The organism is Streptomyces ossamyceticus, assembly GCF_001418475.1.
In the GTDB taxonomy this organism is placed as follows: domain Bacteria; phylum Actinomycetota; class Actinomycetes; order Streptomycetales; family Streptomycetaceae; genus Streptomyces; species Streptomyces ossamyceticus.
The window spans coordinates 1-23492 of record NZ_LIQX01000002.1 but is presented as its reverse complement, the minus strand read 5'-3'; the positions used below and the strand labels follow the sequence as shown (position 1 = coordinate 23492).

Sequence of the window (23492 nt, the reverse complement as noted above, 5' to 3'; positions counted from 1 at the left end):
CGGTGCTCGAGTTGTTCGCGTAGCGATGGTGCACTCTCCGCTGTACGGCCCTCGACCGGCCACGGAGTTCTATCCCTAGCTCTTCGCCGATACCAGCCGGGCCGGCCTGACTCTGCTGGGAGTGGCGGAGGGCCGGACCCAGCAGGGGGCCGCACTGATCTCGTTCTGGTTCCACTTTGACTGGCCACTGCCGTCCGGAGCTGCCGCGCCGTTTGACGTGGTGGACCTGGCTGAGCTCGCCGAGGACGGCCGTATTGCCACGCTGCGCATCGTGTGCGACACCGTTGACGTGCGTCCGGCTTTCGAACGCGAGACCGGCAGGTCGTGGCGGCCCACCACAGACCAGAGCTGACGGGCTGGCTGAGAAGCCGTATTCCTATCGATCATGAGGACGGCTCTGATCGAACGGGTTCCCTGATCGGGTGATCTTGGCCGCGCGGGCGCATGAAAGCAGAGCCTCCGGTCCAGCACGAGGGTTGCGAAGCCAACTCGTGCACCAGGAGGCCCTGTTGTCCCAGTCTTGCCTGACGACGTTGTTCCCGTCCAACTCGCGCGTGTCGGCGTGCGATTGCCTCGCTCACCGGTTCGGGAACGCGGCCGACCGCCCCGACCGGGTGCGGCAGTACCCCTCCGACATGACGGACGCCGAGTGGCACGTGGTGCGCGACGCGATGCCGGTCCCGGCCTGGCTCGAAGAGCGGGGCGGACAGCCGGAGGCTACTGCCACCGGCAGATGTTGGACGCGGTCCGCTATGTCACGGACAACGCGGTCAAGTGGAGGGCGATGCCCGCCGGCTTTCCGGCGTGGGACCGGGTGTATGCGTTCTTTCGCAGGTGGCGCGACAAGGGACTGGCCCGCGAGTTCCACGACCGCCTGCGCCAACGGGCCCGCCGGGCCGAAGGGCGGGACGTGGAACCGACCGCGGCGATCATCGACTCGCAGTCGGTCAAGGGTGCGGCGTCGGTGCCCGCCACCTCACGCGGCTACGACGGCGGCAAGAAGATCAACGGCAGGCGCCGGCACATCATCACGGACAGCATCGGGCTGCTGCTAACGGTCCTGGTGACCGCCGCTGACGTCACCGACCGCCAGGCCGCCCGCGTGATGCTGCCCCGGCTCCGGGAGAAGTTCCGCAAGATCACCCTAATCTGGGCGGACGGCGGCTATACCGGCCGCCTGGTCACCTGGGCCAGGGAGAAACTCCAGCTCACCCTGGAGATCGTCAAGCGCAGTGACGACATGAGCGGCTTCGTGGTGCTGCCCAGACGGTGGTGCGTGGAGCGGACTCTGGGATGGCTGATGCGATCGCTGCGTCTGGTGCGGGACTTCGAGACGCTGCCCGCCTCCAGCGAGACGTTCGTCTACTTCTCGATGGCCATGCTCATGAGCCGCCGCATCGCCATCCCGGCCCCAGCCGCCGAGCAACTGGCGGGCACGTCCCCGTGTCACGGGGGCGGCCCCACGCTGCCCTGACCGATGTGACTGTGAGCAGTTGTCGCCGTCAGGGCACGGCCGGCGTGATCTTCGTGTCGGCGCCGTTCACCCGCACGGTGACGCTCCCCGTGCCGCGTGCCCGGTCGGCCACGATCTTGTAGGTCGTCACCTTCCCATCCCGCCACTCGCAGTCGACCCGGTAGCCGCCGCGGGCGCGGAGACCGGTGAAGGAACCCGTTGCCTTCCAGTCGTCCGGGAGGGCCGGCAGCAGGTGGATGACGCCGTCGTGGCTCTGCAGGAGCATCTCCGTCACGGCGCCCGAGATGCCGAAGTTGCCGTCCATCTGGAAGGGCGGGTGGTTGCAGAACAGGTTGGACAGCGTGTTGTAGCTCAGCAGTCCGCGCAGCATGGTCTGGGCGCGCTGTCCGTCGCCGAGGCGGGCGAAGAGGGCCGCCCGCCAGGGCCACGTCCATGAGCGGCGGCTGTCGCCCGACACCGTGGCCGCCGTGAACGGGACGCCGGTCTTCTCACCGCACCGTGCCTTGAGCGAGACGAGGGCGGCTGCCGCGAAGTCGGGTGTCCTGGGGGTGATCTGGCGGCCCGGGTAGACCGCGAAGAGGTGTGAGGTGTGGCGGTGGATGTCGGTGGGGCTGTCGATGTCCTCCTGCCACTCCTGAAGCTGACCCCAACTGCCGATCTTGTTCGGCGCGAGCCGCGCCTGCATGTCCGCGACCTTGGTCCGGTAGGCGGTGTCGACCCCGAGCACCGCCTGACAGTCGAGGTAGTTCTGGAACAGGTCCCAGATGATCTGCTGGTCGTACATGACGCCGTCCTCGCGCGGCCCGTGCTCGGGCGACCAGCCGTTCGGCGAGACGAGGAGACCGTCCTCGCGCACCTTGAGGCGGTCCTCCCAGAACTCGCAGATCTCCTTGATCATCGGGTAGGCCACGGTGCGCAGGTAGTCCAGGTCCTGCGTGAACGCCCAGTGCTCGTAGAGGTGTTGCGCGTACCAGGCGCTCGCGACGGTGTTCCACTCCCACCCGTTGCCGCCGAAGATGCTCTGGCTGGTGCGGGCGGTCCAGCCACGTACCCCGCTGCCGAAGACGTTGCGGGTCGCCACGCGGCTGGGCACCGCCACCTGCCGGATGAACCCGATGAGCGCCTCGTGACACTCCGGCAGGTTCGTCGTCTCGGCTCCCCAGTAGTTCATCTGGACGTTGATGTTGGTGTGGTAGTCGGAAGCCCAGGCCGGTGAGTTGCTGTCGTTCCACACGCCCTGGAGGTTGGCGGGCAGGCCCCCGGGACGCGAGGAACTGATCAGCAGGTACCGGCCGTAGTCGAACATGGTCTGCTCGAGACTCGGGTCCTTCCCGCCGGCCCCGTACCGGGCCAGCCTGGCGCTGGTCGGCAGGGCGAGCACCGCGTCGTCGGAGGTGCCCCAGGTGACGGAGACACGGTTCATCAGGTCGCGGACCCGGGCGGTGTGCTCGGTGCGCAGCGCGTCGTAGGTCTTGGCGGCCGCGTTGGTGAGCGCGGTGGCGATGGCCGGTTCGGGATCGGCTCCGCGCCAGCCGGCGGCGGCGTCGAGCTTGTAGTTGGTGCGGGCGTCCAGCAGCAGGGTCAGGGTGGTGCACTTGCTGAACCGGAGCACCGACCCGTCGGCGCTGAAGGTGCCGTCGGTGTGCGCGATCTGGACGGTGCAGGCGTGCTTGAGGGCGTTGGCCATGGTCCCGCGGAACGTGATCCGCCGGTTTGCGGCGTCGACCGTCGTCGTGGCGCCCTGCGCGGACTTGAGGGAGATCGTTCCGGACAGACCGCCGGCGCTCTCCGTCGTGTAGCGGAAGACCATGACGTCCGCGGCCCGGCTCGCGAAGGCCTCCCGCAGGACGCGACTGCCCGGCGCGCCGTGGCGGGTCACATGGACACCGTCGGCGAACTCCAGCGCGCGCTGGTAGTCGGTGAACGTACGCAACGTGCGCGTGGTGAATCCGCTGCCCTCCAGGACGACGTCCGCGATCTGGAAGCCCGTGGCCGAATCGCCGGGGGTGAACGTGAGCCGGTAGGCGCGGTAGGCCGTGGTGTTGGTGATCCGGAAGGTCCGTCTCTCCCCGCGGCCGGCGAACGGCGCGCCGGGGCTCTGGGTGTCGAGGGTCACCCATGCCTGCCCGTCCTGCGACCCTTCGAGCGCCCAGCGTCGGGGGTCGTCCAGCGGGCGGTCGGCCGCGGCGGCCAGCGTGTACGAGGTGACGGCGGACGCGCGCGGCAGGTTGGTCTGCCAGACGACGGTCGCCGGGGCGGTGTCGACCCGCCAGACGGTGGCCGCGTCGCCGTCCACCGAACGCGAGATGTCCGTGGCCGCGGTGCTGGATCCCGCGGAGTGCCCGCTCGGCGACCACAGGTACATCGAGCCTGCCCCGGCGGGGGCGCCCGCCAGCGCGATCTCGCTCACCTGCCAGTGGGTGACTCCCGCCTTGGGGACGAAGTCGAACCGGTAGAAGCGGTAGACGGTGCTGTTGGTGAAGGTGAACTCCTTCGTCTGGAAGCGGCTCTCGAAGGGCGCCGCCAGCGTGCGGCTGTCGAGCTTCGCCCACGTGGTGCCGTCCACGGAACCGTAGAGAGTCCACTCCTGGGGGTCGCGCTCCGGCCGGTCGTTGGCACTCGTCAGACGGTAGGACGCGACAGCGATGGGCTTGGGCAGGTCGATCTGCCACTGCACCTTCGCGGGCGGCCCCTCGATGCACCACTTGGTGGCCGAGCTGCCGTCGTAGGACTTGTCGAGACCCTCCGTCGAGGAGGTCCGGTACGGGCCACCCGGCGCCGTGACCTTCGGGCGGGGAGTGAAAGTGACGGTGACGTCACCGAAGTTCCGGTAGGAGCCGAAGCCGGTCACGCTGGTGTCGAAGGTGCTGTCCGGCTTGCCCGCGAGGGCGTTGTCGTAGTTGTTGGCACCGCCCCACATGCTCAGCTCGTTGAACTGAATGCGCTCTTCGTCAGGGTCGGCGAAGAGCATGGCGCCGAGTCGGCCGTTGCCGATCGGCAGCGCCTGCGACTGCCAGTCGGTGGCGGGGACGGGGTACTTCAGCGCCTTGCGCGACAGGGTCGGCCACGTGATGGCCGCTGCGGCGGCGGCCTCGGCGGCGACGGCCTGGCCGACGAAGGTTCCGCCGGCCAGCTGAGTGATCACCGGGGCGAGGGCGAGGGCGCCGCCGAGCTTCAGGATGCTTCTGCGCTGCGGTTGCGGCTCATGGGTCACGGCTGGTTCTCCTGACCATCAGGTCGGTTCTTTCAGGGGAAAAGGGCACCCACATCGACATCCGCCGAGGGCAGCGACATCCATCCCGGGCGATTGTCTGGGGGTGGGGCACTGATGCCACTGATGCCGTCCGTCACGCCCGTTGCGACGGTGTCGACCGGTAGGGGTTCCCTAGGGAGTGACGCGGCGGAAGGTCCACTGCTGGTTGGTGCTGCCCCTGTCGGTGTACTGGATCAGCGCGGCGCCGTCGGCCGTGCTGCCTCCGCTGACGTCGAGGACCTTGCCGCTGTTGCGGTTGACCACTTGGAACACACCGCCGGTCAGCGGGCGCAGCTGCCACTGCTGGCTGGTCCTGCCGTCGGGGGTGGCCTGGACGACCCGCGCGCCGTCCGTCGTGGAGGATCCGGCGACGTCGAGGACCTTGCCGCTGCGGACGCAGGTGATGGTGTGGTAGCCGTCGGCCGTGGACTGGAAGGCCCACTGCTGGTTCGTCGCGCCGTTGTCGGTCCACTGGATCACGGCGGCGCCGTCCGCGCCGGACCCACCGGAGACTTCGGCCACCTTGCCGCTGCGCACGCTGACGCAGGTGTACGTCCGCGCGGGGGCGATGGTGTACTGCACCGAGTCGAAGTCGACGTGGCCGGTGCCGCCCGGGTTGTAGGTGTAGAGGCCGATCCGGTCGCCGCGGTAGCCGCCCCAGGTGAGCTGGTAGGTGCCACCGACCTGGGTGAACGTGCTCCCGTCGAGGCTGTAGGAGAAGCGGCTGACTCCGTTCACGTCCCATGTGGTGCGCAGCCACACGGCGTTCTGGGTGATGGCCGCGCCGCTGGTCAGGGTGCCACCCGCGTTGTGCTCGATCGTGGTGGTGGTCCCGGTGCGCCGGACACCCAGTCCGGCGTAGGTGGCGGCGTAGTGGCACAGTCCGGCGTGCTGGCCGTCGGCGAGGCCGGCCAGTTCGAGGCGGACGGTCACCGTGGCGCCGCCCGCGGTGCGCAGGACGCGTTGGGTGAGGGTGTTGCCCACCTTCGTCAGGTTGTCCCCGGCCAGCGGCGCGAACGCCTTCAGCCGCAGGTAGCCGGGGCGTTCGGTCAGCGACCAGTAGCCCGAACGGGGTTGGTAGTACCACTCCCACTGCGGCTTGAGGCGGGTGTCGGTGAACGTGTCGCTGGTCACGACGGCGGGCAGCGCGTCGACGGGGAGGCCGGGGGTGCCGGCGGCGGGCAACTGGCCCGTCCACACCATGCTTCCGATGCCGTCCGAGCCCACCTCACCGATGATCGGCCAGCCGTCCACCCAGGTCACCGGCAGCAGGGACAGCACGCGCCCCTCCCAGTCGCCGTGGCCGTGATGGGTCACGAAGTACCAGTCGCCGCCCGGAGTCTGGACCAGTCCGCCCTGGTTGGGCTCGCGGTCCACCGAGGTGTTGACGTGCAGCAACTGCCTGGTCTCGAACGGGCCGAAGATGCTGGAGCCGCGGTTCATCATGAGCACCCGGCCCTCGGGCTTCACCTCGCTGAAGAGGTGGTAGTAGACACCGTCGATCTTGTACAGCTTGCTGGCCTCGCTGCGGTTCGACTGGTGGATCACCGGGGCCGGGCCGACCAGCGACTTGCCGTCCGCGGACAGCTTGTACAGGTGGACCTTGTAGCTGTCCGAGTAGTGCGTGGTGACCAGGTAGCCCTGGCCGTCGTCGTCCCAGAACGGGCACACGTCGTTCCAGCCGGAGGTCCGCCACATCGAGTGCAGCGGCTCCCAGGGCCCTTCCGGCGACGGGGCCGACGTCATGAAGAAGCCCTCGTCGGGCGTGTTGAAGTACACCCAGTACCGCCCCGCGTGGTAGCGGATGGCCCCGGCCCACACGCCGCGGCCGTAGCGGTTCATCCGGTCCCAGTTCAGCTCGGGTCCGATGCGGGTGACGTCGTCGACCGAGCCGCCGATCGGGCGCCAGTTGACCAGGTCCTTCGAGTGCAGGACGGCCATGCCGGGCGAGTACCCGAACGTGCTGGTGATGCCGTAGTAGTCGTCGCCGACCCGGATGCAGTCCCAGTCGCTGAGGTCGGCCGGGACGATCGGGTTGGCGTAGGTGCCGTCGCCCTGGTCACCCCACTTCCCGGCCGAGAGTGCGGCTGCCGCCGCCGTGCCCGCCGGGAGCAGGCCCGGCAGCAGGAACGCCCCGGTGCCGACCGCGGCGAGCCGGCCGAGCTGTCGTCTGGTGATGTCCACGAACCCGTCCTCACATAAGAAAACTCTGCCAGCCATCCGATGTATTGGCGCTTTTCGACGCGAACCATAGCGCGGTTTCTAAGGTACGAGTAGATGTTCGTTCGGAAACATCGGATGGAAGCCAGTGCCGCAGGTGCGGTGTTCGTGTACACCGCCATCAGAGGAGTGCCTGCCCACAGGAGTAGGTGCTCGGCTTCGGGCCTGCCTGTTGGCGCCTGCCTGCGAGGCGCCGGGGTGTGGGGTTACTGCGGGTCCTTCTCAACCGGTCACGCGCGCACCCGCCACAGGCCCGGTTGGACTGCTGCCCCCTGTCGAACGGATGACCTGGGGGGTGGTCCTGCGTTGTTGAGGGCCTTCACGCTTCTCGACGGCCTGCCCCCGAGGACTGCCACATCGCCTGCACGCTGCGGCCGGCCGGTGGCATGACCTCCTTCGACCTCGTCTCCGCCGTGGAGGATGTGCGGTCGCACGCAATGGCGGCACTGCATGCCCGCGCCTGGCTCATCGTGCCGACCGATGAGCGAGAGGCACGGCTGCGACTGGCCCTGCCGCACGGCGACGCCGCCGCGCTCGGCGAGCTGGTCCCAGGCCACCGGCCGGACCCCGCTGTCCCACAGATGCGCAAGGGGTGCACTACGACGACGTGACACCGGTCGGCCACCGCACGCAACGCCATGCTGCGGGAGACGCATCAGCGTTGTGCTCTCTGGGCTGTCGCCGAGCACCGAGCGCGTCCGGCCCCACTCCCCCGGCGGACTCACGTGACCGCCGAGGAGAACGACGACGATTTTTCCCGCCACCCTATTGCCCGGCGGCAGGCCGTCGCCGTAGTCTCCTGCGGAAATCAGACATCCGATGATTGGCGAAAGGGAAGAGCGGGTTCCTGCCTTTTCCTTCCACCGCTCAAGCAGAGCCGCAGATTCATCGGATCTATCTACTCATCCCGTGGACGGTGTCCGGCCAGCATGCCGTCACGTCCCACGACGAGGAGATGCGCCTCCGCCGGGCATCCCGGCCATCCTTGAAGGAGCACCAATGCCGTTGTTCCGTTCCAGAGCCATCGGCCTGCCTGGTGTGCTGGGGACAGTCGGTGCGATCATATGCGCCGCGATCGCCGCGCCCAGCCCGGCCTACGCCGCCACCCCGACCGTGCTGTACGCATCGCCTTCCGGTTCCGGCAGCACATGCTCGCTGAGCGCGCCATGCAGTCTGGAGGGCGCCAAGAGCAAGGTGGCGGGCCTGACCCCCGGCATGGCCGCCGACATCAACGTCTATCTGCGCGGCGGTACCTACCGGCTGTCCCAGGCGTTCGCCCTGGGTGCCTCCGACTCCGGGCGCAACGGCTTCAAGGTCGTCTACGCCGCCTACCCCGGTGAGAAGCCGCTGCTGAGCGGGGGGACCAAGGTCACCGGGTTCTCCCTCTTCGACAGTTCGAATGGAATCTACCGCGCCGCCGTGCCGGCCGGCACGCAGAGCCGGCAGCTGTTCGTCGACGGAGTGCGGGCCCAGCGCGCACGCGGTCCGCTGAACCCCTCGGGATTCACCCTCTCCGGGTCCAGCTTCACCACCAGTGACTCCTCCTACACCTCGTTCACCAACGCCTCCTCCGTGGAGATCGTGGCCAACAAGGACTGGAAGCACATGCGCTGCCCGCTGGCGAGCATCACCGCGCCCAGTGGCGGCGGGTCCAGCCTCAACGTCGACCCGGCGTGCTTCAAGAACAACAACACCTCGGTGCCCAACCGGGGCTTCCCCTTCAACGGCGCCGGACTGCCGAAGCTGGCCGCGATCAGCTACGTGGAGAACGCCTACCAGCTGCTCGACTCGCCGGGCGAGTTCTACCTCGACAGCTCAGCGGGGTTCCTCTACTACAAGCCGCGCAGCGGTGAGGACCTCAGCACCGCCGACGTGGAACTGCCCACCACCGAGACGCTGCTGAACGCGAAGGGCACCCCCGGCCACCTCGCCCCCGTCAACGACACGGACCCTGACATCACCTACACCGGCTCCTGGAGCACCTCCAGCGGGCGTGGCCTGGGTGACCTTTACAACGACGTGCACACCACCACGACCAACGGCGACTCGGTGAGCTACACCTTCACCGGTACCGGGATCGACGTGCTGTCGGAGACCAACAGCGACGAGGGCGACATCGACGTCTACGTCGACGGCGCCAAGGTCCAGACCGTGTCCGCCGCCGGCTCCTCGCGGCTCGCCCAGCAGGTCGTCGCCTCCGTCAGCGGCCTGACCAAGGGCCAGCACACCATCAAGCTGGTCAAGACCGGAGGGACGTCCATGCTCCTGGACGGCTTCACCGTGGTGCCGGACACGATCACGCCCGTCCACGACATCACCTTCCGGGGCTTGACCTTCGCCTACACCACCTGGACGCTGCCCTCCACGGCCGGCTACATCGACAACCAGGCCGGCGTGCTGTGGGACCCCAGCAACAACAACGCCCCCATCCGCATCCCCGCCGCCGTCCAGGTCCACCGCGGCTCGGACATCACCTTCGACGACGTGGAGGTCACACACACCGGCGGCACGGGCATCGACCTCGCCGACGGTACCCAGGACTCCACCATCACCGGCAGCTACATCCACGACACCTCCGGCGGCGGCGTCTCCGTCGGCGAGGCGGACGACTACTACCTCACCGACACCAACCGCATGACCACCGGCGACACCGTCTCCCAGAACTGGATCTCCCACGTCGGCCAGGACTACTCCGACGCGGTCGGCATCTGGGCCGGCTACACCCGCGACCTGACCGTCTCGCACAACGACATCGGCCACACCCCCTACTCCGGCATGTCGCTCGGCTGGGGCTGGGGCTATGCCTCACCGTGCTCCATGCAGTCCGCCCAGGGCCTGCGCACCTGCGCACACGGCACCATCTACGCCGGCGACAACCAGATCCTGAACAATCACATCCACGACGTGATGGGTGTCCTGCACGACGGCGGCGCCATCTACACCCTCGGCGGCCAGGGCAACGGGGACCTCTCCGTCAGGTCCGTGCTCGCGGGCAACCTCGATGAGACCTACAAGGGCAGCAACGCCATATACCACGACGAGGGCAGCTCGAACTGGGATACGTACAACAACGTCATCCGCCGCGGCGCAGGCTGGTGGGTCAGCATGTGGACTCCGACCATCCACGACATCAACCTCCACGACATCTACTCCGACACCTCGAACTACTCGAACAAGGGCACCAACATCTCCCTCCAGCAGGCCACCGTCGTCTCCAGCGGCGCCTGGCCCTCCGCAGCGCAGTCCATCATCGCCGCCGCCGGCCCCAGCACACCCAACCCCATCAGCGAGGGGCTGACCGGCAGAATCAACGACGACGACTCCGCGATCACCTACACCGGAAACTGGAGCGTGAGCAACGACCGCGGCTACGGCGACTACGTCGACGATGTCCACGTCACGAGGGGCAACGGCGATGGCGCAAGCCTGACGTTCACCGGCACCGGGGTTTCGGTCCTCGGCGAGAAGTACAGCGATCAGGGACAGGTCGAGGTCTTCCTCGACGGCACGTCCAAAGGACTGTTCGACACCGCCTCGGCCACACGCCAGGCTCAGGCCGTCATCTACAGCACCAGCGGCCTGCCTCTGGGAAGCCACACGATCCAGGTCGTGAAGCGCAGCGGCACCTATGCCACTCTGGACGCCTTCGACGTGGCCAGCACCTACAACGACACCAATTCGAAGATCACGTACAACGGTGGGTCCTGGCGCTCCTCGGCCAACCGCGGACTGGGCGACTACAAGGACGACGTCCACGCGACCAGGGACAACGGCGACTCGGCCAGCGTCACCTTCACCGGCACCGGGATCAGCCTCGTCACCGAGACCAACTCCGACGAAGGAAGCATCGCGGTCTCCCTCGACGGCACCTCCCAGGGCACCGTCAACGCGTTCTCCGCAAGCCGCCAGGCCCAGCAGACCGTCTACTCCGTCAGCGGCCTGCCGTTCGGACGGCACACCCTCACCCTCACCAAGACGGGAGGGAGCTGGCTGGTGATCGACCGGTTCGACGTGCGCTGACGCTCCGCCACCGACCGCACCTCAGCCGCCCGTGCCGACCCACCGGCACGGGCGGCGCCCTGCGCCCACCCCAGCAACAGCCGGGCACATGCGGGGCAGGAGCTGCAACCGGAACAGGTCAAGATCTTTTCCGCCGTCGGCCGACGAACAGGCGATACCTGCGGGCACGGCGGAGGAGGCTCTCCGAGGATCAGATCGCCGCCCTGGACGCGCTCGGGATGCGGTTGGCGTAGGAGTCTGGCGAAGGGGCAGTCTGCCTGTGTCGGCGGGCCGCCCCTCTTTCGGCCGTCGATCCGTCCAGCTCGACCCTGCGGTTCCTGTCCCGCCTGCCAGCCTGCCCAGCGCCGAGAGCTGCGAGAGCGGTCAGGAAGGCCAGGGCGAGCATGGCGAGCGTCAACGCGGGGGGCCGTTGCTGCGGACGGGATGGTGCGGATCGGTGGGCCGCTGCGGTGCCACGTCGGCATGCCGACGAGTGGGAGACGGCATCGACGAGACGGCGGATCTCCGGGACGGTCAACGCGATGAGGCCTTTGCCGCAGCCGTGGCTGACCCTGAGAGGTTCCACGGGGCCGAGATTGACCTTGCAGGCGACGCGCTGACGTTCACCGAGATCGCGGCCGTCCTCCCAAGGCTGCACACAGTGACATCACCGTCATCTTCCTCTCCAGGGAGGAGCAGGAGCAGCGCATCGGCGCGCCGGCGGCGGACAACCAGATCTGGCAGGACCGTGTCGGCTACCCCGCACGGCCCCACGATGCCGTACGCAACGGCCTGACCACTACAACCTTCGAGCAGTGGGCAGCACAGCAGGACTGGCAGGCTCTTCGGCAACTCACCCTTGACTACGCGGAGTTGGAATCGATGATCGGCCACAGGACAGGGGTGATCAACCTGGCCTCCCGCCGAGGCGAGTAGGAGTGACCGACCGCTACCGTCCACAACGTGAAATCGGGGAGGCCGATCGCCTCACACCTCGGGTGCACCACAGTTACATGGTCGACCCCATCACCGTCCAGGGTGAAGCCCAGCATCGCGGCCTGCTCACCGACTCCCTCACTCCCAAGACCTGATGACCCTGGTCTCCACACCCTCCGGCTCCCCGAATACTGGGCGAGAAGATCCTCAAGCGCGCCCTCCTCGCCCGCGCCCAGACGGTCGCCGCACGGATCACCGCCTACACCGACGACCCCGCCAACCACCCGCTACCACCGTGCCACCGCACCCACAAGGGGTTCCGTGATCCGACGCGAGGCCCTGGACCAGTCCGCGAGCGGTGCACGGAGGGCGCAGGGCGCTCAGGTCGGCGAGGGCGCGGCGGCTGCCGGTGATGGATGGTGGGGGTGCCTCTATGTCCTTCGTCAAGGCGCCCCTGTCGGGTTTGGGGTGGTTCGGTCTTGCTGGGGTCATGCGGCGAGTCCGACGTTTGTGGGCGTGCGGGGTTCGTAGAAGGTGCCGTCGCGGAGCATGGCGAACAGGACGCTGATGCGTTGGCGGGCGAGGCGGAGGAGGGCCTGGGTGTGGGTCTTGCCGCGGGCTCGCTGGCGGTCGTAGTAGGTGCGGGAGGCGGGATCGGCGTTCATGCAGGCGAAGGCGGAGAGGAACATGGCGCGTTTGAGCTGCCGATTTCCGCCTCGGGGCGCGTGCTCGCCGTGGATCGAGGTCCCGGACGATTTCGTCGTGGGGGCGAGACCGGCGTAGGAGGCCAGGTGTGCGGCGGTGGGGAAGCTGGTGCCGTCGCCGACGGTGACCAGCAGGACGGCGGCGGTCCTGACGCCGACGCCGGGCATCGACGTCAGGACCGGGGAAAGAGGGTGGGCCTCCAGCAGGGCGTTGATCTGGGCTTCCAGGGCCCGGCGCTGTTCGTGGACAGCGGCGAGAGAGCGGGCCAGGGAGGGCACGACGATGTCGAGGGTGCCGGTCCCCGGGACCACGACGGTCTGCTCGTCCAACGCGTTGAAGACGTCGTCGATCAGCCGCTGGGCCATGCGCGGGGCTTTCGGGCGGATGAGCTCGACGAGCCTGCGGCGGCCGGCTTTGCGCAGTGCGGCCGGGGAGCCGTAGCGCTCCAGCAGCCAGGTGACGGCCTGGTGGTCGAGGCGGGGGCCCAGGACGCGCTCCAGCGACGGGTGGAACTGGGTGAGCAGGCCGCGTATCCGGTTGCTGGTGCGGGTGGCCTCGGCCGCGAGGTCCTGGTCGAAGCCGACAAGGACCGTGAGTTCGGCGGTGATCTCGTCGGTGAGCTCCAGCGAGCGCAGGGTGTGCAGCATGGTCCGGGCCGCATCCGCGATGACCGCGGCGTCCTTCGCATCGGTCTTTGCCTCGCCCGGATACAGGTCGGCGATCCGCCGCATCGCGAGTCCGGGCAGGTAGGCGACCTTGCAGCCCGCGTCCCGGGCCACGGTCAGCGGCAGAGCGCCGATGGATGCGGGCTGGTCCACGATCACCAGCACGGTGCCGAACTTGGCGGTCAGCTTGTCGAAGACGGCCCGCAGCTTCGGCTCGCTGTTGGGCAGCTGCTTGTCCAGGACCTTCTTCCCGGCCGGGGTGAGCCCATGGCCGTGGTGAGCGGTCTTGCCGACGTCCAGGCCGAGGAACACGCCCACGTCTTCGGTGTCGAACATCGCGCCCTTCCAGGAGTGTTGAACGTGCCGGCCTCGGCAGCGGTGTCGTACGCGCGCATCCACGTTATGCAGACCTGCCGCCCGCGAACTGCCCGGCATTGCGCCGGACCGGGCGGTGGCCGGACCTCTCATCAGCGTCTCCGACGGCACCTCCCAGGCCCGGTGACACCACCCCCCAGGTCATCCGTTCGACAGGGGGCACCAGTCATGCCGGGCCCGGAGGCCAGCGGTCCTCTTGCAGGACCGCGAAGAACATAACGGGGCTCCCGGCCCCTCCCGCAGCGCCGCGAGCGCGCGGGCGACATCCGGGGAAGTCAGGTCGGTCCAGCCCACGACGCCGGCCACCAGGTCGCTGCCCTGGGCCAACGCCAGGAACTCGGGTGTCTCCTCCGGCCCGTCGATCGTCTGGACCAGGACGGTCGCCGTGACGCCGGCGGCCCGGGCCGCGGAATCCAGATCGGCGAGCAGGAAGTCGCGGCGCAGCAGGGCGAGTTCCTGTCCGGTGATCCAGTCCTGGTCGCGGACAGAGGTCCCACACGTCGTGGTGTGGGTCGATGACGCCCTCAGCGGCGCTCGTCCCCATGGCGGTCACCCTCACGACTCCGGTGCGGCGGCGGGGACGGGAACGTGCGGGGGCAGCAGCTCCTCGGCACGTAGTTCGTCCCAGAGCGCGGTTGGTACAGTTCGCCGCATCTGGTCCACCGTGTCCCGGACCTCCGTGGCGGAACGCGCGCCGGACAGCACGCTCGCGACCGCCGGATGGCCGAGCGGGAAGCGCAGAGCGGCTGCGCGCAGCGGTACGCCGTGGCGGTCGGCGACCGCTTTCATGCGCAGCGCCCGGTCCAGTACATGGGACGGGGTGGGCGCGTAGTCGTACATGGCCCCGGGTCTGGGGTCGGTGAGCAGACCCGAGTTGAACACCCCGCCCACGATGACACTCCTGCCACGGGCGGCGGCCTCCGGCAGTACCTCCGCCAGTCCCTCCTGCTCCAGGAGGGTGTAGCGGCCGGCGAGCAGCACGACGTCGATGTCGGTCTCGCGCAGGAAGCGGGCGGGGAGCGCGCACTGGTTCACTCCGACGCCGATCGCCTTGACGACGCCTTCACCGCGCAGCCGTTCCAACGCCGGGTACGCCTCGGTGAGGGCCTGCTCGGCGTGGTGGTCCGGGTCGTGCAGCAGGGCGATGTCCACACGGTCCAGGCCGAGGCGGTCCAGGCTCGCCTCCAGGGAGCGCAGGACGCCGTCGGAGCTGAAGTCCCATACGCGGCGGTGAGTGTCGGGCACGGCGAAACCGTGGGCGAGATCGTCCCCGCGGCCGCCCTCCGGGTCGGGTTCGAGCAGCCGCCCGACCTTGGTGGAGACGGTGTACACGTCGCGGTCCCGGCCGCGCAGCGCGGCCCCCAGGCGGCGCTCGGACAACCCGAGTCCGTAGTGCGGGGCGGTGTCGAAGGTGCGTACGCCCGCGTCCCAGGCCGCCTCCACCGCGGCGGACGCGGCCTCGTCGGTGACCGGGCGGAAGAGGTTGCCGATGCCGGCGGCCCCGAACGACAGCTCGGTGACCCTGACGTCGGTGGTGCCCAGCGTGGTCGTTCTCATATACCGGCCACCGGGCGCAGCCGGAGCCCCTGCGCGCCACCGTCGACGGCGAGGGCGATGCCGGTGACGGACGCCGCGGCGGGGCTCGCCAGGTAGACCACGGCCGCTGCCACCTCGTCCGCGGTGACCAGGCGGCCCAGGGGCTGGCGTGCGTCGAGGGCGGCGCGTTCCGCCTCCGGGTCGTCGGCTGCGTCCAGGAGCCGGGCCACCCAGGGGGTGTCGGCGGTGCCGGGGTTGACGCAGTTGACGCGGATGCCTTCGCGGACGTGGTCGGCGGCCATGGCCAGGGTGAGGGAGAGTACGGCTCCCTTGCTCGCGGAATACAGGGCGCGCTGAGGCAGTCCGGCGGTGGCCGCGATGGAGCAGACGTTGACGACGGCGGCGTGGCGGGAGGCGCGCAGATGGGGCAGGGCGGCCCGGGTGGTGCGGACGATGCCCAGGACGTTCACGTCCAGCACGCGGTGCCACAGTTCGTCGGGGTTGTCCTCCACCCTGCCGACCGCGCTTATGCCGGCGTTGTTGACCAGGATGTCCAGGCCTCCCATGGCGGTGACCGCGGCCTGGATCGCTGCGCGGACGGAGGCGTCGTCGCTGACGTCGGCCTGACAGCCGTGCAGCGGTTCCGTGACGCTTCGGGGGGCGACGTCCAGGACGCAGACCTCGGCCCCGCGGTGGGCGAGGAGCCGGGCGGTGGCGGCACCGATACCTGAAGCGCCGCCGGTGACGACGGCCCGCAGGCCCTTCAGCTCGCTCATGCCGTCGCGTCGCCCGCCGCGGTGAAGGTCTGCCGCTGGCTGCCCAGGCCGTCGATCTCCAGCTCGACGACCTGACCCGCGCGCAGATACGGGGCATCGGGCAGCCCCAGCGCGACGCCCGCGGGTGTCCCGGTGTTGATCAGGTCGCCGGGCTCCAGGACCATGTACTGGCTCAGATACCAGATCAGGTGGGCCACGTCGAAGATCATGTGCTTGGTGTGGCCGTTCTGCCGCCGTACCCCGTCCACGTGCAGACGCAGGCCCAGGGACTGCGGGTCCGGCACGTCGTCCGCCGACACCAGAGCCGGTCCCAGGGGATTGAAGCCCTCGCAGGACTTGCCCAGGTCCCACTGGGACGAGTACTCGAGCTGGAACTCCCGCTCGGACACGTCGTTGCTGATCGCGTAGCCGGCCACGTACTCCAGCGCCGTGTCCGGCGAGGCCAGGTAGCGGGCGCGCCGGCCGATGACGACCGCGAGTTCGACCTCCCAGTCGGTCTTCGTCGAACCACGGGGAATCGACACCGTGTCGAAGGGACCGACCACCGTACCGGGGTCCTTCATGAAGACCACCGGCCGCGCCGGGATGGCGGCTCCCGTCTCCTCGGCGTGGTCACGGTAGTTCAGTCCGATGCACACCACCTTCCCCGGGCGGGCCACCGGGGCCCCGACGCGCAGACCGGACACCGGTAGTTCCTGGAGAAGGTCTCGGTCCAGGGCGTCGCGCACCAGCAGCGGACCACCGGCCTCCCAGAAGCCGCGGTCGATGTCGCGGGTCACCGGCGACAGGTCGAGCACCCGTTCTCGGCCGTCGGCGTCGGGGGCCAGGACCGCGGGGACCTCGAGTCCGGCGTCTCCGTACCTCATCAGCTTCATGGGGGAAAGTTCCTCTTTCGGGAATCGCGTGGGTCGGCTCGGGCCGGTCGTCGGGTGGGGGCCGTGCGGCGGCCCGAGTCGGTGCCGTGCCGCTCAGTCAAGGTGGAAGACCTCTGTCGCCTCGACCCAGCGTTCGCCTTCGGCGGCACTGTCAAGGGGGAGCTGGCAGGGGTCGGTGAGGGTCCACCACCGCTGGGTGTCGGGGTCCGCGGCGATGGCGGCCATGTCCGAGGCGTAGTCCTCGCCCGTGTACTCGTAGTACGCGAACAGGGTGCCGTCCCGCAGGAAGATCGAGTAGTTCGTGATATGCGCTCTGCGCAGTGCCGCGAGCACGGGGGCCGGGACGGCGCGGTGCAGTGCGAGGTACTCCTCGGCCTTGTCCGGACGCAGCCGGATCACAGAGCCGACACGTAGGGGAGCTGCCATGTCGTCACTCCTTGGTGGCGCCGGCGAGCATGCCGGCTACGAGGGCGCGCTGGGAGAAGAGGAAGACGATCAGCACGGGGACGATGGTGACCAGGGTGGCCAGGGCCAGTTCGGGCCGCATGATCTGGTTGCCGGCGCCGCCGGAGGTGTTGAACAGCGGCGAGGCGGCGAGCAGGTTGTTCAGCCCCACCTGCGCCGGATACTGCGAGCTGTCGGGGAGCATCACGAACGGCAGGAAGAAGTTGTTCCAATTGCCGACGAAGTTGAAGAACCCGACCAGGGCGATCACCGGCTTGGCCAGCGGCATCGCGACGAGACGGAAGACCTGCCACTCCGAGCAGCCGTCGATCCGCGCGGCGGACAGCAGGTCGGCGGGGACGTTGGAAGAGAAGTAGATGTAGGTGAGGTAGACCCCGAACGGGAAGAAGGAGAAGGGAAGGATCACCGACCAGATCGTGCCGTCCAGGTGCACGGCGTTCATCCCCAGGTACAGGGGAAGCACCATGGCGGCTGTCGGCATGAGCATCACGAGCATGGTGATGGTCAAAAGCATCCGGCGCCCGATGAACTGGGTGAGAGCCAGCGCGTACCCGGCGGGGATCGATGTCACCAGGGTGATGGCCAGTGCGCCGAACGTGTAGAGCGCCGAGTTCTTCAGCCAGGTGAGGATGGCGCCCTCCTGGAAGGCGTAGAGATGGTGCCAGGCGTCGGCGATCGCGGTGGGGGAACCGAAGGAGAACGGGTTGTCCCGCACGATCTGGCCGTCGGTCTTGGTCGTGGCCAGCAGCAGCCACACCACCGGCACACAGAAGAACAGCACCGCCAGGGCCATGACGATGAGCCAGGCCAGCCGGGCGGCCAGTGAGCGTGGGCGGCGCGTCCGGTGCATGGGCTTCCTCGGATTGGTGCAGGCGCCGGCGGTTCGGGGCGGCTGGGTTCGGCGGGCTGTGGTCGTGGGAGCCGTGGTCATCGTTCGTCCCTGTCGAACAGGCCGGTACGGAAGACGACGAGCGCCGCGCAGGCCAGACCCAGGACGAGGAGGTCGATGGAGAGCGCCGCCGCTCCGTTGAAGTCGCCGGCCTGGAAGGCGTACTGGTAGGACAGCTGGTTCGGTGACCAGCTGTCGGGGATCATGCCCCAGCTGGCGAGGGAGACCAATTGTGGCTCGACGAAGAGCTGGGTGCCGGCCGCGAAGGCCAGGATCAGCATGTACGCGATCCACTTGGTGATCATGGGGATCTGGATGCGCAGGGCGATCTGGAGCGTGCTGGCGCCGTCGATGCGGGCGGCCTCCAGGATTTCGTCCGGGATGCTGTTGAGTGCGCCGTACATGACCACGATCCAGCCGCCGGCCCCGGTCCAGAAGGCGATGACGGTGAAGAGAACCGGCAGGTGGCCGGGGGCGTTGACCTGGGCGAGGGTGTTCCAGCCGAAGCCCTTCAGCAGCCAGCCGACCGGACTGGCGGCCGGGTCGAGGAGGATCAGGAAGAGCAGTACGCTCGCCACCCCGGCGAGGGCGCCCGGCAGGTAGAACAGGAACCTCAGGGTGGTGGAGGCCCTACGCATGCGTCCGTGCAGCATCAGGGAGAGCAGCACCACCAGGATCATCAGACTGGCCAGCCAGACCACCAGGTACAGGCCGATGTGGAGGAAGGCCGGACCGAAGCGGTAGTCGGTGAACGTCCGGGTGAAGTTGCCGATCCCGACGAGCTGGTTGCGGGAGTTGGACAGCGCCAGCCACACCGCATAAACGGTGGGCAGGACGCCGAAGGCGAGCAGGAACAGGACATAGCCGGAGACGAAGACGTAACCGGCACGTCCGACCGGGTTGCGGGCCGAGCGGCCGCCGCGGCGGCCGCTCCGCTCCGTTGCGAGGTGGGTGGTCATCGGTCCGCTTCGCTAGTTGACGGTGTATCCGAGGGACTTGGCCTTGTCGGTGATGGCCGTCTGCCAGGTGCCCAGGGTGTCGGTGAGGGTCTTGCCCGAGTTCAGGGCCGGGACCACGGTGGAGGAGTAGATCGCTTCCTGGCTGTACTGGGTGGCGGACCAGCCGGGCCAGACGAGTTCCGCCGCGTCCTGGAAGACCGGGCCGACGTCCTGGGCGAAGTAGCCGGTCTTCTTCTGGCCGGCGAGCCAGGCGACGGCTGCCTCCTTGTACGCGGGGTAGGTGCCCGCGGTGGCCTGGTACTCGTTGGAGGTCGTCATCCAGGTGACCAGGTCGGCGGACGCCTTGAGGTTCTTGCTGTGAGAGGAGACGAACCACAGCCCGCCGCCGACGTTGCCGGTGTAGTTCTTGGCGTCGCCCTGGAACTTCAGCGGCGAGGCGGCGGCGATCTGCCCCTTGGGGATCTTGAAGGTGGAGTTGAAGAGCACCTGGCCGTACCAGGAGGGGCCGGGGAGCATCAGGACCTTGCTTGCCTGGTTCTTGACGAAGCCGGCGCTGAAGACGGTGTCCTTGGACACCGAGCCCTGGGCGATCAGGCTGTCGAGCAGTTTGGCCATCCGGGTGCACTTGGCGTCCTGCAGGTCGACCTTGACCTTGTTGCCGTCGGTCACGGTGCTGGCGGGGCACTGGCTCGCCCAGAAGTACACCTCGGGGCTCCAGGCGTCTCCGGCGGTTCCGACCAGGTATCCCGGGTGCTCCTTGGCGACCTTCTTGCCGAGTGCCTCGTACTCCTCCCAGGTGGTCGGGACGGAGTAGCCGAACTTGTCCAGGAGCTTCTTGTTGTACCAGAGCACGTTCTGGGCCAGGTCGTTGCGCAGACAGTAGGTGGTGCCGTTGAACTTGCAGGGGTTCAGCGCACCGTACGCGAAGCCGTTCAGGGTGGACTGGGGGATCAGGCCCTTGTCGACCGGGGCAGCAAAGGGGGTCTTGCCCTGAGTGGTCCAACTGCCGTCGTTGACGTTGGCGCTGAAGGCGACGTCCGGCCAGCCGCTGCCGGTCCGGTCGAACAGTCGGACCTTTGTCTGCAGGTCATTGGCGCCGTTGGCGTCGCCGCTGTACGTGACGATCTTGATCTTCACGTCCGGGTGAGCCTTCTGATAGGCCTGCACGCCGGGGACTCGGGCGGCGTCCGCCCAGACCGTGATCTGGCTGCCTTCCTCCTGCTTCACAGGCTTGAAGGTCACGGGGGAGGCGGACGCCCCGGCGGCTGCGGGATCCGCGCTGCCGCAGGCGGAGAGCGCGAGAAGGGAGACGGCGCCCAGGGCCGCGCCGGCAACGCGTCTGACCTGGCGGCGGGAGGTGACGGGAACGTCGCTGTTCATGACTGACCTCATGTCTGCGTTCTGCGGAGATCCGCGGGATGTCGGCGCAAGCACCGGAGAGAGGAGGTGTGGAGGGATCAGGTACCGAAGGCGTGGAGGGTCGGGTACGGGGCGATCGTGGGAGCGGCGGGGCGGGAGTGGGTGGACTGGGCTGATCAGGCCTTCGGCGGCGTCAAAGTCCCCTTGTCGACAAACCGCTGAAGGACGGGAGGGTAGTCCAGGCCGGCGGGCAGCGCCACGCCGGGCCCGGTGGGGGCGTGGACGAGTCCTTGAGCGTCGATGCCGCTCTCGCGGCTGATGGGATTGCCCATGACCAGGGACTCGTAGTACGTGGTGTTCGAGATGGCCATGCACAGGTGTCGGTTGGGGATCTCCGGCCCGTGCACCTCGGCGCGCAGCCGGTAGGCGTCGGCGAGGTGAGCGGTGCGCATGGCGCCGGTGAAGCCGCCGCGCAGTTGGGTGGAGGCGCGGACGCCGAAGGTGGCGGCGCCGGCCTGGATGAAGTCGGCCGAGTTCATGTGGGCCCCGTCGGAGGTCTCGGCCACCAGCAGGGGCACCGCCACCGCGTCGGAGAGGCGCTTGTACGCGGTGATGCTGAACTCCCGGATCGGCTCCTCGTACCAGAGGTAGTCCGCGTCGGACAAGGCATGCCCGAGGTAGATCGCGTCGGGGAGGTCGAATCCGGCGGACCCGTCGAACATCAGGGGAATCGCGTCCCCCACGTGTTCCCGCAGGGCCACCGACAGCCGGGCGTCGCGGCGTGCGTCGCCCCAGGCGTGGAGCTTGATGGCCGGGTATCCGAGCTCCAGGGCCTGGTCGGCGATGTCCAGGTACTCCTCCACCGAGGAGTAGGTGACGGTCGAGGCGTAGGCGGGGATCGAGGTGCGGAAACCGCCCAGCATCTGCCAGGTGGGCCGGTCCGCGAGCCTGCCGGCCAGGTCCCACAGCGCGGTGTCGACGAGGCCGAGCAGATAGAGGGGCAGCTCCTCGGTGCGGTCCAGCTCCCACATGCGGTGCCACAGCCATTCCCGCTGCAGCGGGTCCTGGCCCACGAGCTCCTTGCGCAGGAAGCGGTCCAGAAGGTCCGCCAGGATGACGGCACTGCCCCGACGGGGGGCCATCGCGATGCCCTCGACCCCTTCATCGGTGCAGATGCGCAGCACGGCGGCCTCGCCGTCCGGCGGGCTGCCCAGCAACCCGTCACGCCAGACGAACGGCGGACTGGCACCCGGAACCCGCACCGAATAGCTCTCCACGTCGGCAATGCGCACGGTCGTACCCCTTGCAACGGCAGCTACTGCTGCGAAATTTTCGTGAAACGTAAGTCGTCATACGAATGCTGTCAAGGTGTTCGGAGCAGTAGACTCAGCGATCGTCCACACCGGCGAAGGGGCCATATGGCGAAGAGCGGCCGAAGCGGCCTCGAGGATCGGTCGGCCCTGAAACCCTGGCCCAGGCGACCGGCACGGCTGGCCCATGCGGTGGTGGAGTCCCTTACCGACATCATTGTCTCGGGTGCCATCCCTCCCGGCTCCACCTTGCCGGTCGAGCCTGAACTGTGCGAGACGTTCGGCGTCAGCCGCATCACGATCCGCGAGGCGGTCAAGTCGCTGGAGGCCAAGGGGCTGGTTCGGGCCCGGCAGGGTTCCGGCACCACGGTCACCCAGTCCGAGGAGTGGAATCTCCTGGATCCTGTCGTCCTGGCGGCCACCGTCCAGCACGACGACGAACTCGTCGTACTGGACCAGCTTGTCGGCGTGCGTTCGGCCCTTGAGGCGCAGATGGCGGCCCAGGCCGCCGAACTCGCCACCGATGACGATCTCCGGGGGGTGGAAGGGCTGCTCGACCGCCTCGACGAGGAGATCGCCACTCCTGCCCGGTTCGTCGAGACCGATGTGCTCTTCCATGACCGGATCATGCAGGCGTCCAGGAACAGGCTGGGTCGTTCCATCATCCGAACCGTCCACACCCAGGCCCGCAGTACGTTCCTGTACACCGGCACTCCCGACGGCCACGCGTGCGAGCAGGCGAACGCCGAGCACCGCCGGATCGTCGAGCGGCTCCTCGTCCGCGACTCCCAGGGTGCGGCGCAGGCCATGACGGCCCATATCGAAGCGGCCTGGAGCCGCCGCCGTAACCCGCATCCCGGTATCACCGGTTGAGTGCGTCCCGCGCCCTTGCGTGCGCCGGAACCCGCCCCCGAGCCATCAGGCCGGGGGCGGGTTTCTTTTGTGGTGCAGATCTATGTCTGCGGCACCATATTGACAGCATACGTATGACGACTAATGTTACGTCGCCGTATCACCTTCGCAATCGCCGCAGGACCGTATCCCCATGAGTGGAGGACGCCCCGCGCGTGCCCTCTTCCATCATCGGAAGGTCTCAGATGCGCCCAACCCGCTCTCGCCCCGCAGTGCGTGACCGGCTCAGACCATGTCCTGCCGCACTCGCGCCTCTCACTGCCTCTGCCGGTGCTGTTGTCGCGCAGGCCGTGCCCGCGTCCGCCGCCACCGCCGCGACGCTCCACGTGTCCCCCAACGGCACCGGTACCGCCTGCTCGACCAGCCAGCCGTGCTCCCCCACCCAGGCCAAGACCAACGTCCGGGCCATGAACAACTCCATGACGGGCGACATCGTCGTGGAGGTCGCCGACGGCACGTACCGGCTGACGAACCCCCTCACCTTCACCTCGGCGGACTCCGGCACCAGCGGTTACTCGGTGATCTGGAAGGCCGCGCTGGGCGCCCGTCCGGTCATCACCGGCGCGCGGCGGGCCACGGGCTGGACGCTGCACGACTCGGCGAAGAACATCTGGCAGGCCGACGTCGGGACCGGGTTCGACACCCGGCAGCTGTACGTCGACGGCTCCGAGGCAGACATGGCCGCCCTCGAAGCCGACCCCGAGACCCAGGAGTGGTGGAAGCTCACCGACCCCTGCCAGGAGCCGTGGCCCGACCGGGGCGACTCCCGCCAGTGGACGGAACT

The 23492-nt window shown here is 68.7% G+C and carries 18 protein-coding genes and 1 pseudogene; 7 read left to right on the top strand and 12 right to left on the bottom strand.

The window, feature by feature from the left end; all coding sequences use genetic code 11:
* Positions 1-121: 121 nt before the first annotated feature.
* Together AOK15_RS45985 and AOK15_RS00125 are read left to right on the top strand one after the other, a co-directional pair.
* Positions 122-352, top strand: coding sequence for a hypothetical protein (locus tag AOK15_RS45985; protein WP_055511339.1), 231 nt, complete (start codon positions 122-124; stop codon positions 350-352).
* A gap of 381 nt (positions 353-733) precedes the next feature.
* Entirely contained in the window at positions 734-1474 is a 741-nt protein-coding gene (locus AOK15_RS00125; RefSeq protein ID WP_055511337.1) for an IS5 family transposase, read from the top strand.
* Between the two features lie 28 nt (positions 1475-1502).
* Here AOK15_RS00125 and AOK15_RS00120 read toward each other — a convergent pair whose 3' ends face one another.
* Both AOK15_RS00120 and AOK15_RS00115 read right to left on the bottom strand, forming a co-directional pair.
* Positions 1503-4688, bottom strand: a complete 3186-nt coding sequence (locus AOK15_RS00120) for a glycosyl hydrolase family 95 catalytic domain-containing protein (RefSeq protein WP_055511335.1) — start codon at positions 4686-4688, stop codon at positions 1503-1505.
* Positions 4689-4859: 171 nt separating this feature from the next.
* Positions 4860-6911, bottom strand: a complete 2052-nt coding sequence (locus AOK15_RS00115; protein WP_055511332.1) for a family 43 glycosylhydrolase — start codon at positions 6909-6911, stop codon at positions 4860-4862.
* 422 nt (positions 6912-7333) lie between these two features.
* Between AOK15_RS00115 and AOK15_RS00110 the strand changes: the two genes are divergently transcribed.
* From AOK15_RS00110 to AOK15_RS45980, 3 genes are all read left to right on the top strand, one after another.
* Positions 7334-7558 (top strand): hypothetical protein, encoded by a 225-nt coding sequence (locus AOK15_RS00110; protein WP_055511330.1) that lies wholly within the window; start codon positions 7334-7336, stop codon positions 7556-7558.
* A 394-nt stretch (positions 7559-7952) separates the two neighbouring features.
* A complete protein-coding gene (locus tag AOK15_RS48255; RefSeq protein ID WP_167738774.1) occupies positions 7953-10967 on the top strand; it encodes a right-handed parallel beta-helix repeat-containing protein in 3015 nt (1004 codons plus the stop codon).
* A 917-nt stretch (positions 10968-11884) separates the two neighbouring features.
* Positions 11885-12037 (top strand): hypothetical protein, encoded by a 153-nt coding sequence (locus tag AOK15_RS45980; RefSeq protein ID WP_205632061.1) that lies wholly within the window; start codon positions 11885-11887, stop codon positions 12035-12037.
* Positions 12038-12370: 333 nt separating this feature from the next.
* Here AOK15_RS45980 and AOK15_RS00095 read toward each other — a convergent pair whose 3' ends face one another.
* From AOK15_RS00095 to AOK15_RS00055, 10 genes and pseudogenes are all read right to left on the bottom strand, one after another.
* The gene (locus AOK15_RS00095; RefSeq protein WP_055511323.1) at positions 12371-13588 is read right to left on the bottom strand and encodes an IS110 family RNA-guided transposase; all 1218 of its coding nucleotides are present in this window, start codon (positions 13586-13588) and stop codon (positions 12371-12373) included.
* Positions 13589-13852: 264 nt separating this feature from the next.
* Positions 13853-14171 (bottom strand): annotated as a pseudogene (locus tag AOK15_RS46345) (amidohydrolase family protein); the annotation flags it as partial.
* A gap of 11 nt (positions 14172-14182) precedes the next feature.
* On the bottom strand, positions 14183-15184 hold the full coding sequence (locus tag AOK15_RS00090) for an aldo/keto reductase (protein WP_055511321.1): 1002 nt from the start codon (positions 15182-15184) through the stop codon (positions 14183-14185).
* Positions 15181-15939 carry an SDR family NAD(P)-dependent oxidoreductase gene (locus tag AOK15_RS00085; protein ID WP_055511319.1) on the bottom strand — a complete coding sequence of 253 codons (759 nt, stop codon included), beginning with the start codon at positions 15937-15939 and terminating at the stop codon, positions 15181-15183. Before AOK15_RS00085 ends, AOK15_RS00090 begins: the two co-directional genes overlap by 4 nt.
* Positions 15936-16814 carry a fumarylacetoacetate hydrolase family protein gene (locus tag AOK15_RS00080; RefSeq protein WP_055511317.1) on the bottom strand — a complete coding sequence of 293 codons (879 nt, stop codon included), beginning with the start codon at positions 16812-16814 and terminating at the stop codon, positions 15936-15938. Before AOK15_RS00080 ends, AOK15_RS00085 begins: the two co-directional genes overlap by 4 nt.
* A gap of 93 nt (positions 16815-16907) precedes the next feature.
* The gene (locus AOK15_RS00075; protein ID WP_055511315.1) at positions 16908-17240 is read right to left on the bottom strand and encodes an L-rhamnose mutarotase; all 333 of its coding nucleotides are present in this window, start codon (positions 17238-17240) and stop codon (positions 16908-16910) included.
* 4 nt (positions 17241-17244) lie between these two features.
* Positions 17245-18129 carry a carbohydrate ABC transporter permease gene (locus AOK15_RS00070; protein WP_055511313.1) on the bottom strand — a complete coding sequence of 295 codons (885 nt, stop codon included), beginning with the start codon at positions 18127-18129 and terminating at the stop codon, positions 17245-17247.
* Between the two features lie 77 nt (positions 18130-18206).
* Entirely contained in the window at positions 18207-19127 is a 921-nt protein-coding gene (locus AOK15_RS00065) for a carbohydrate ABC transporter permease (RefSeq protein ID WP_055511311.1), read from the bottom strand.
* A 12-nt stretch (positions 19128-19139) separates the two neighbouring features.
* A complete protein-coding gene (locus tag AOK15_RS00060; protein WP_107099295.1) occupies positions 19140-20507 on the bottom strand; it encodes an ABC transporter substrate-binding protein in 1368 nt (455 codons plus the stop codon).
* A gap of 155 nt (positions 20508-20662) precedes the next feature.
* A complete protein-coding gene (locus tag AOK15_RS00055; RefSeq protein WP_055511306.1) occupies positions 20663-21778 on the bottom strand; it encodes an enolase C-terminal domain-like protein in 1116 nt (371 codons plus the stop codon).
* Positions 21779-21991: 213 nt separating this feature from the next.
* Between AOK15_RS00055 and AOK15_RS00050 the strand changes: the two genes are divergently transcribed.
* Positions 21992-22669: a FadR/GntR family transcriptional regulator gene (locus AOK15_RS00050; protein WP_167738773.1), complete on the top strand. Its 678-nt coding sequence runs from the start codon at positions 21992-21994 to the stop codon at positions 22667-22669.
* 329 nt (positions 22670-22998) lie between these two features.
* Positions 22999-23492 (top strand): L-rhamnose mutarotase (locus AOK15_RS48695; RefSeq protein WP_055511301.1); only part of this gene is annotated, 494 nt, incomplete at its 3' end.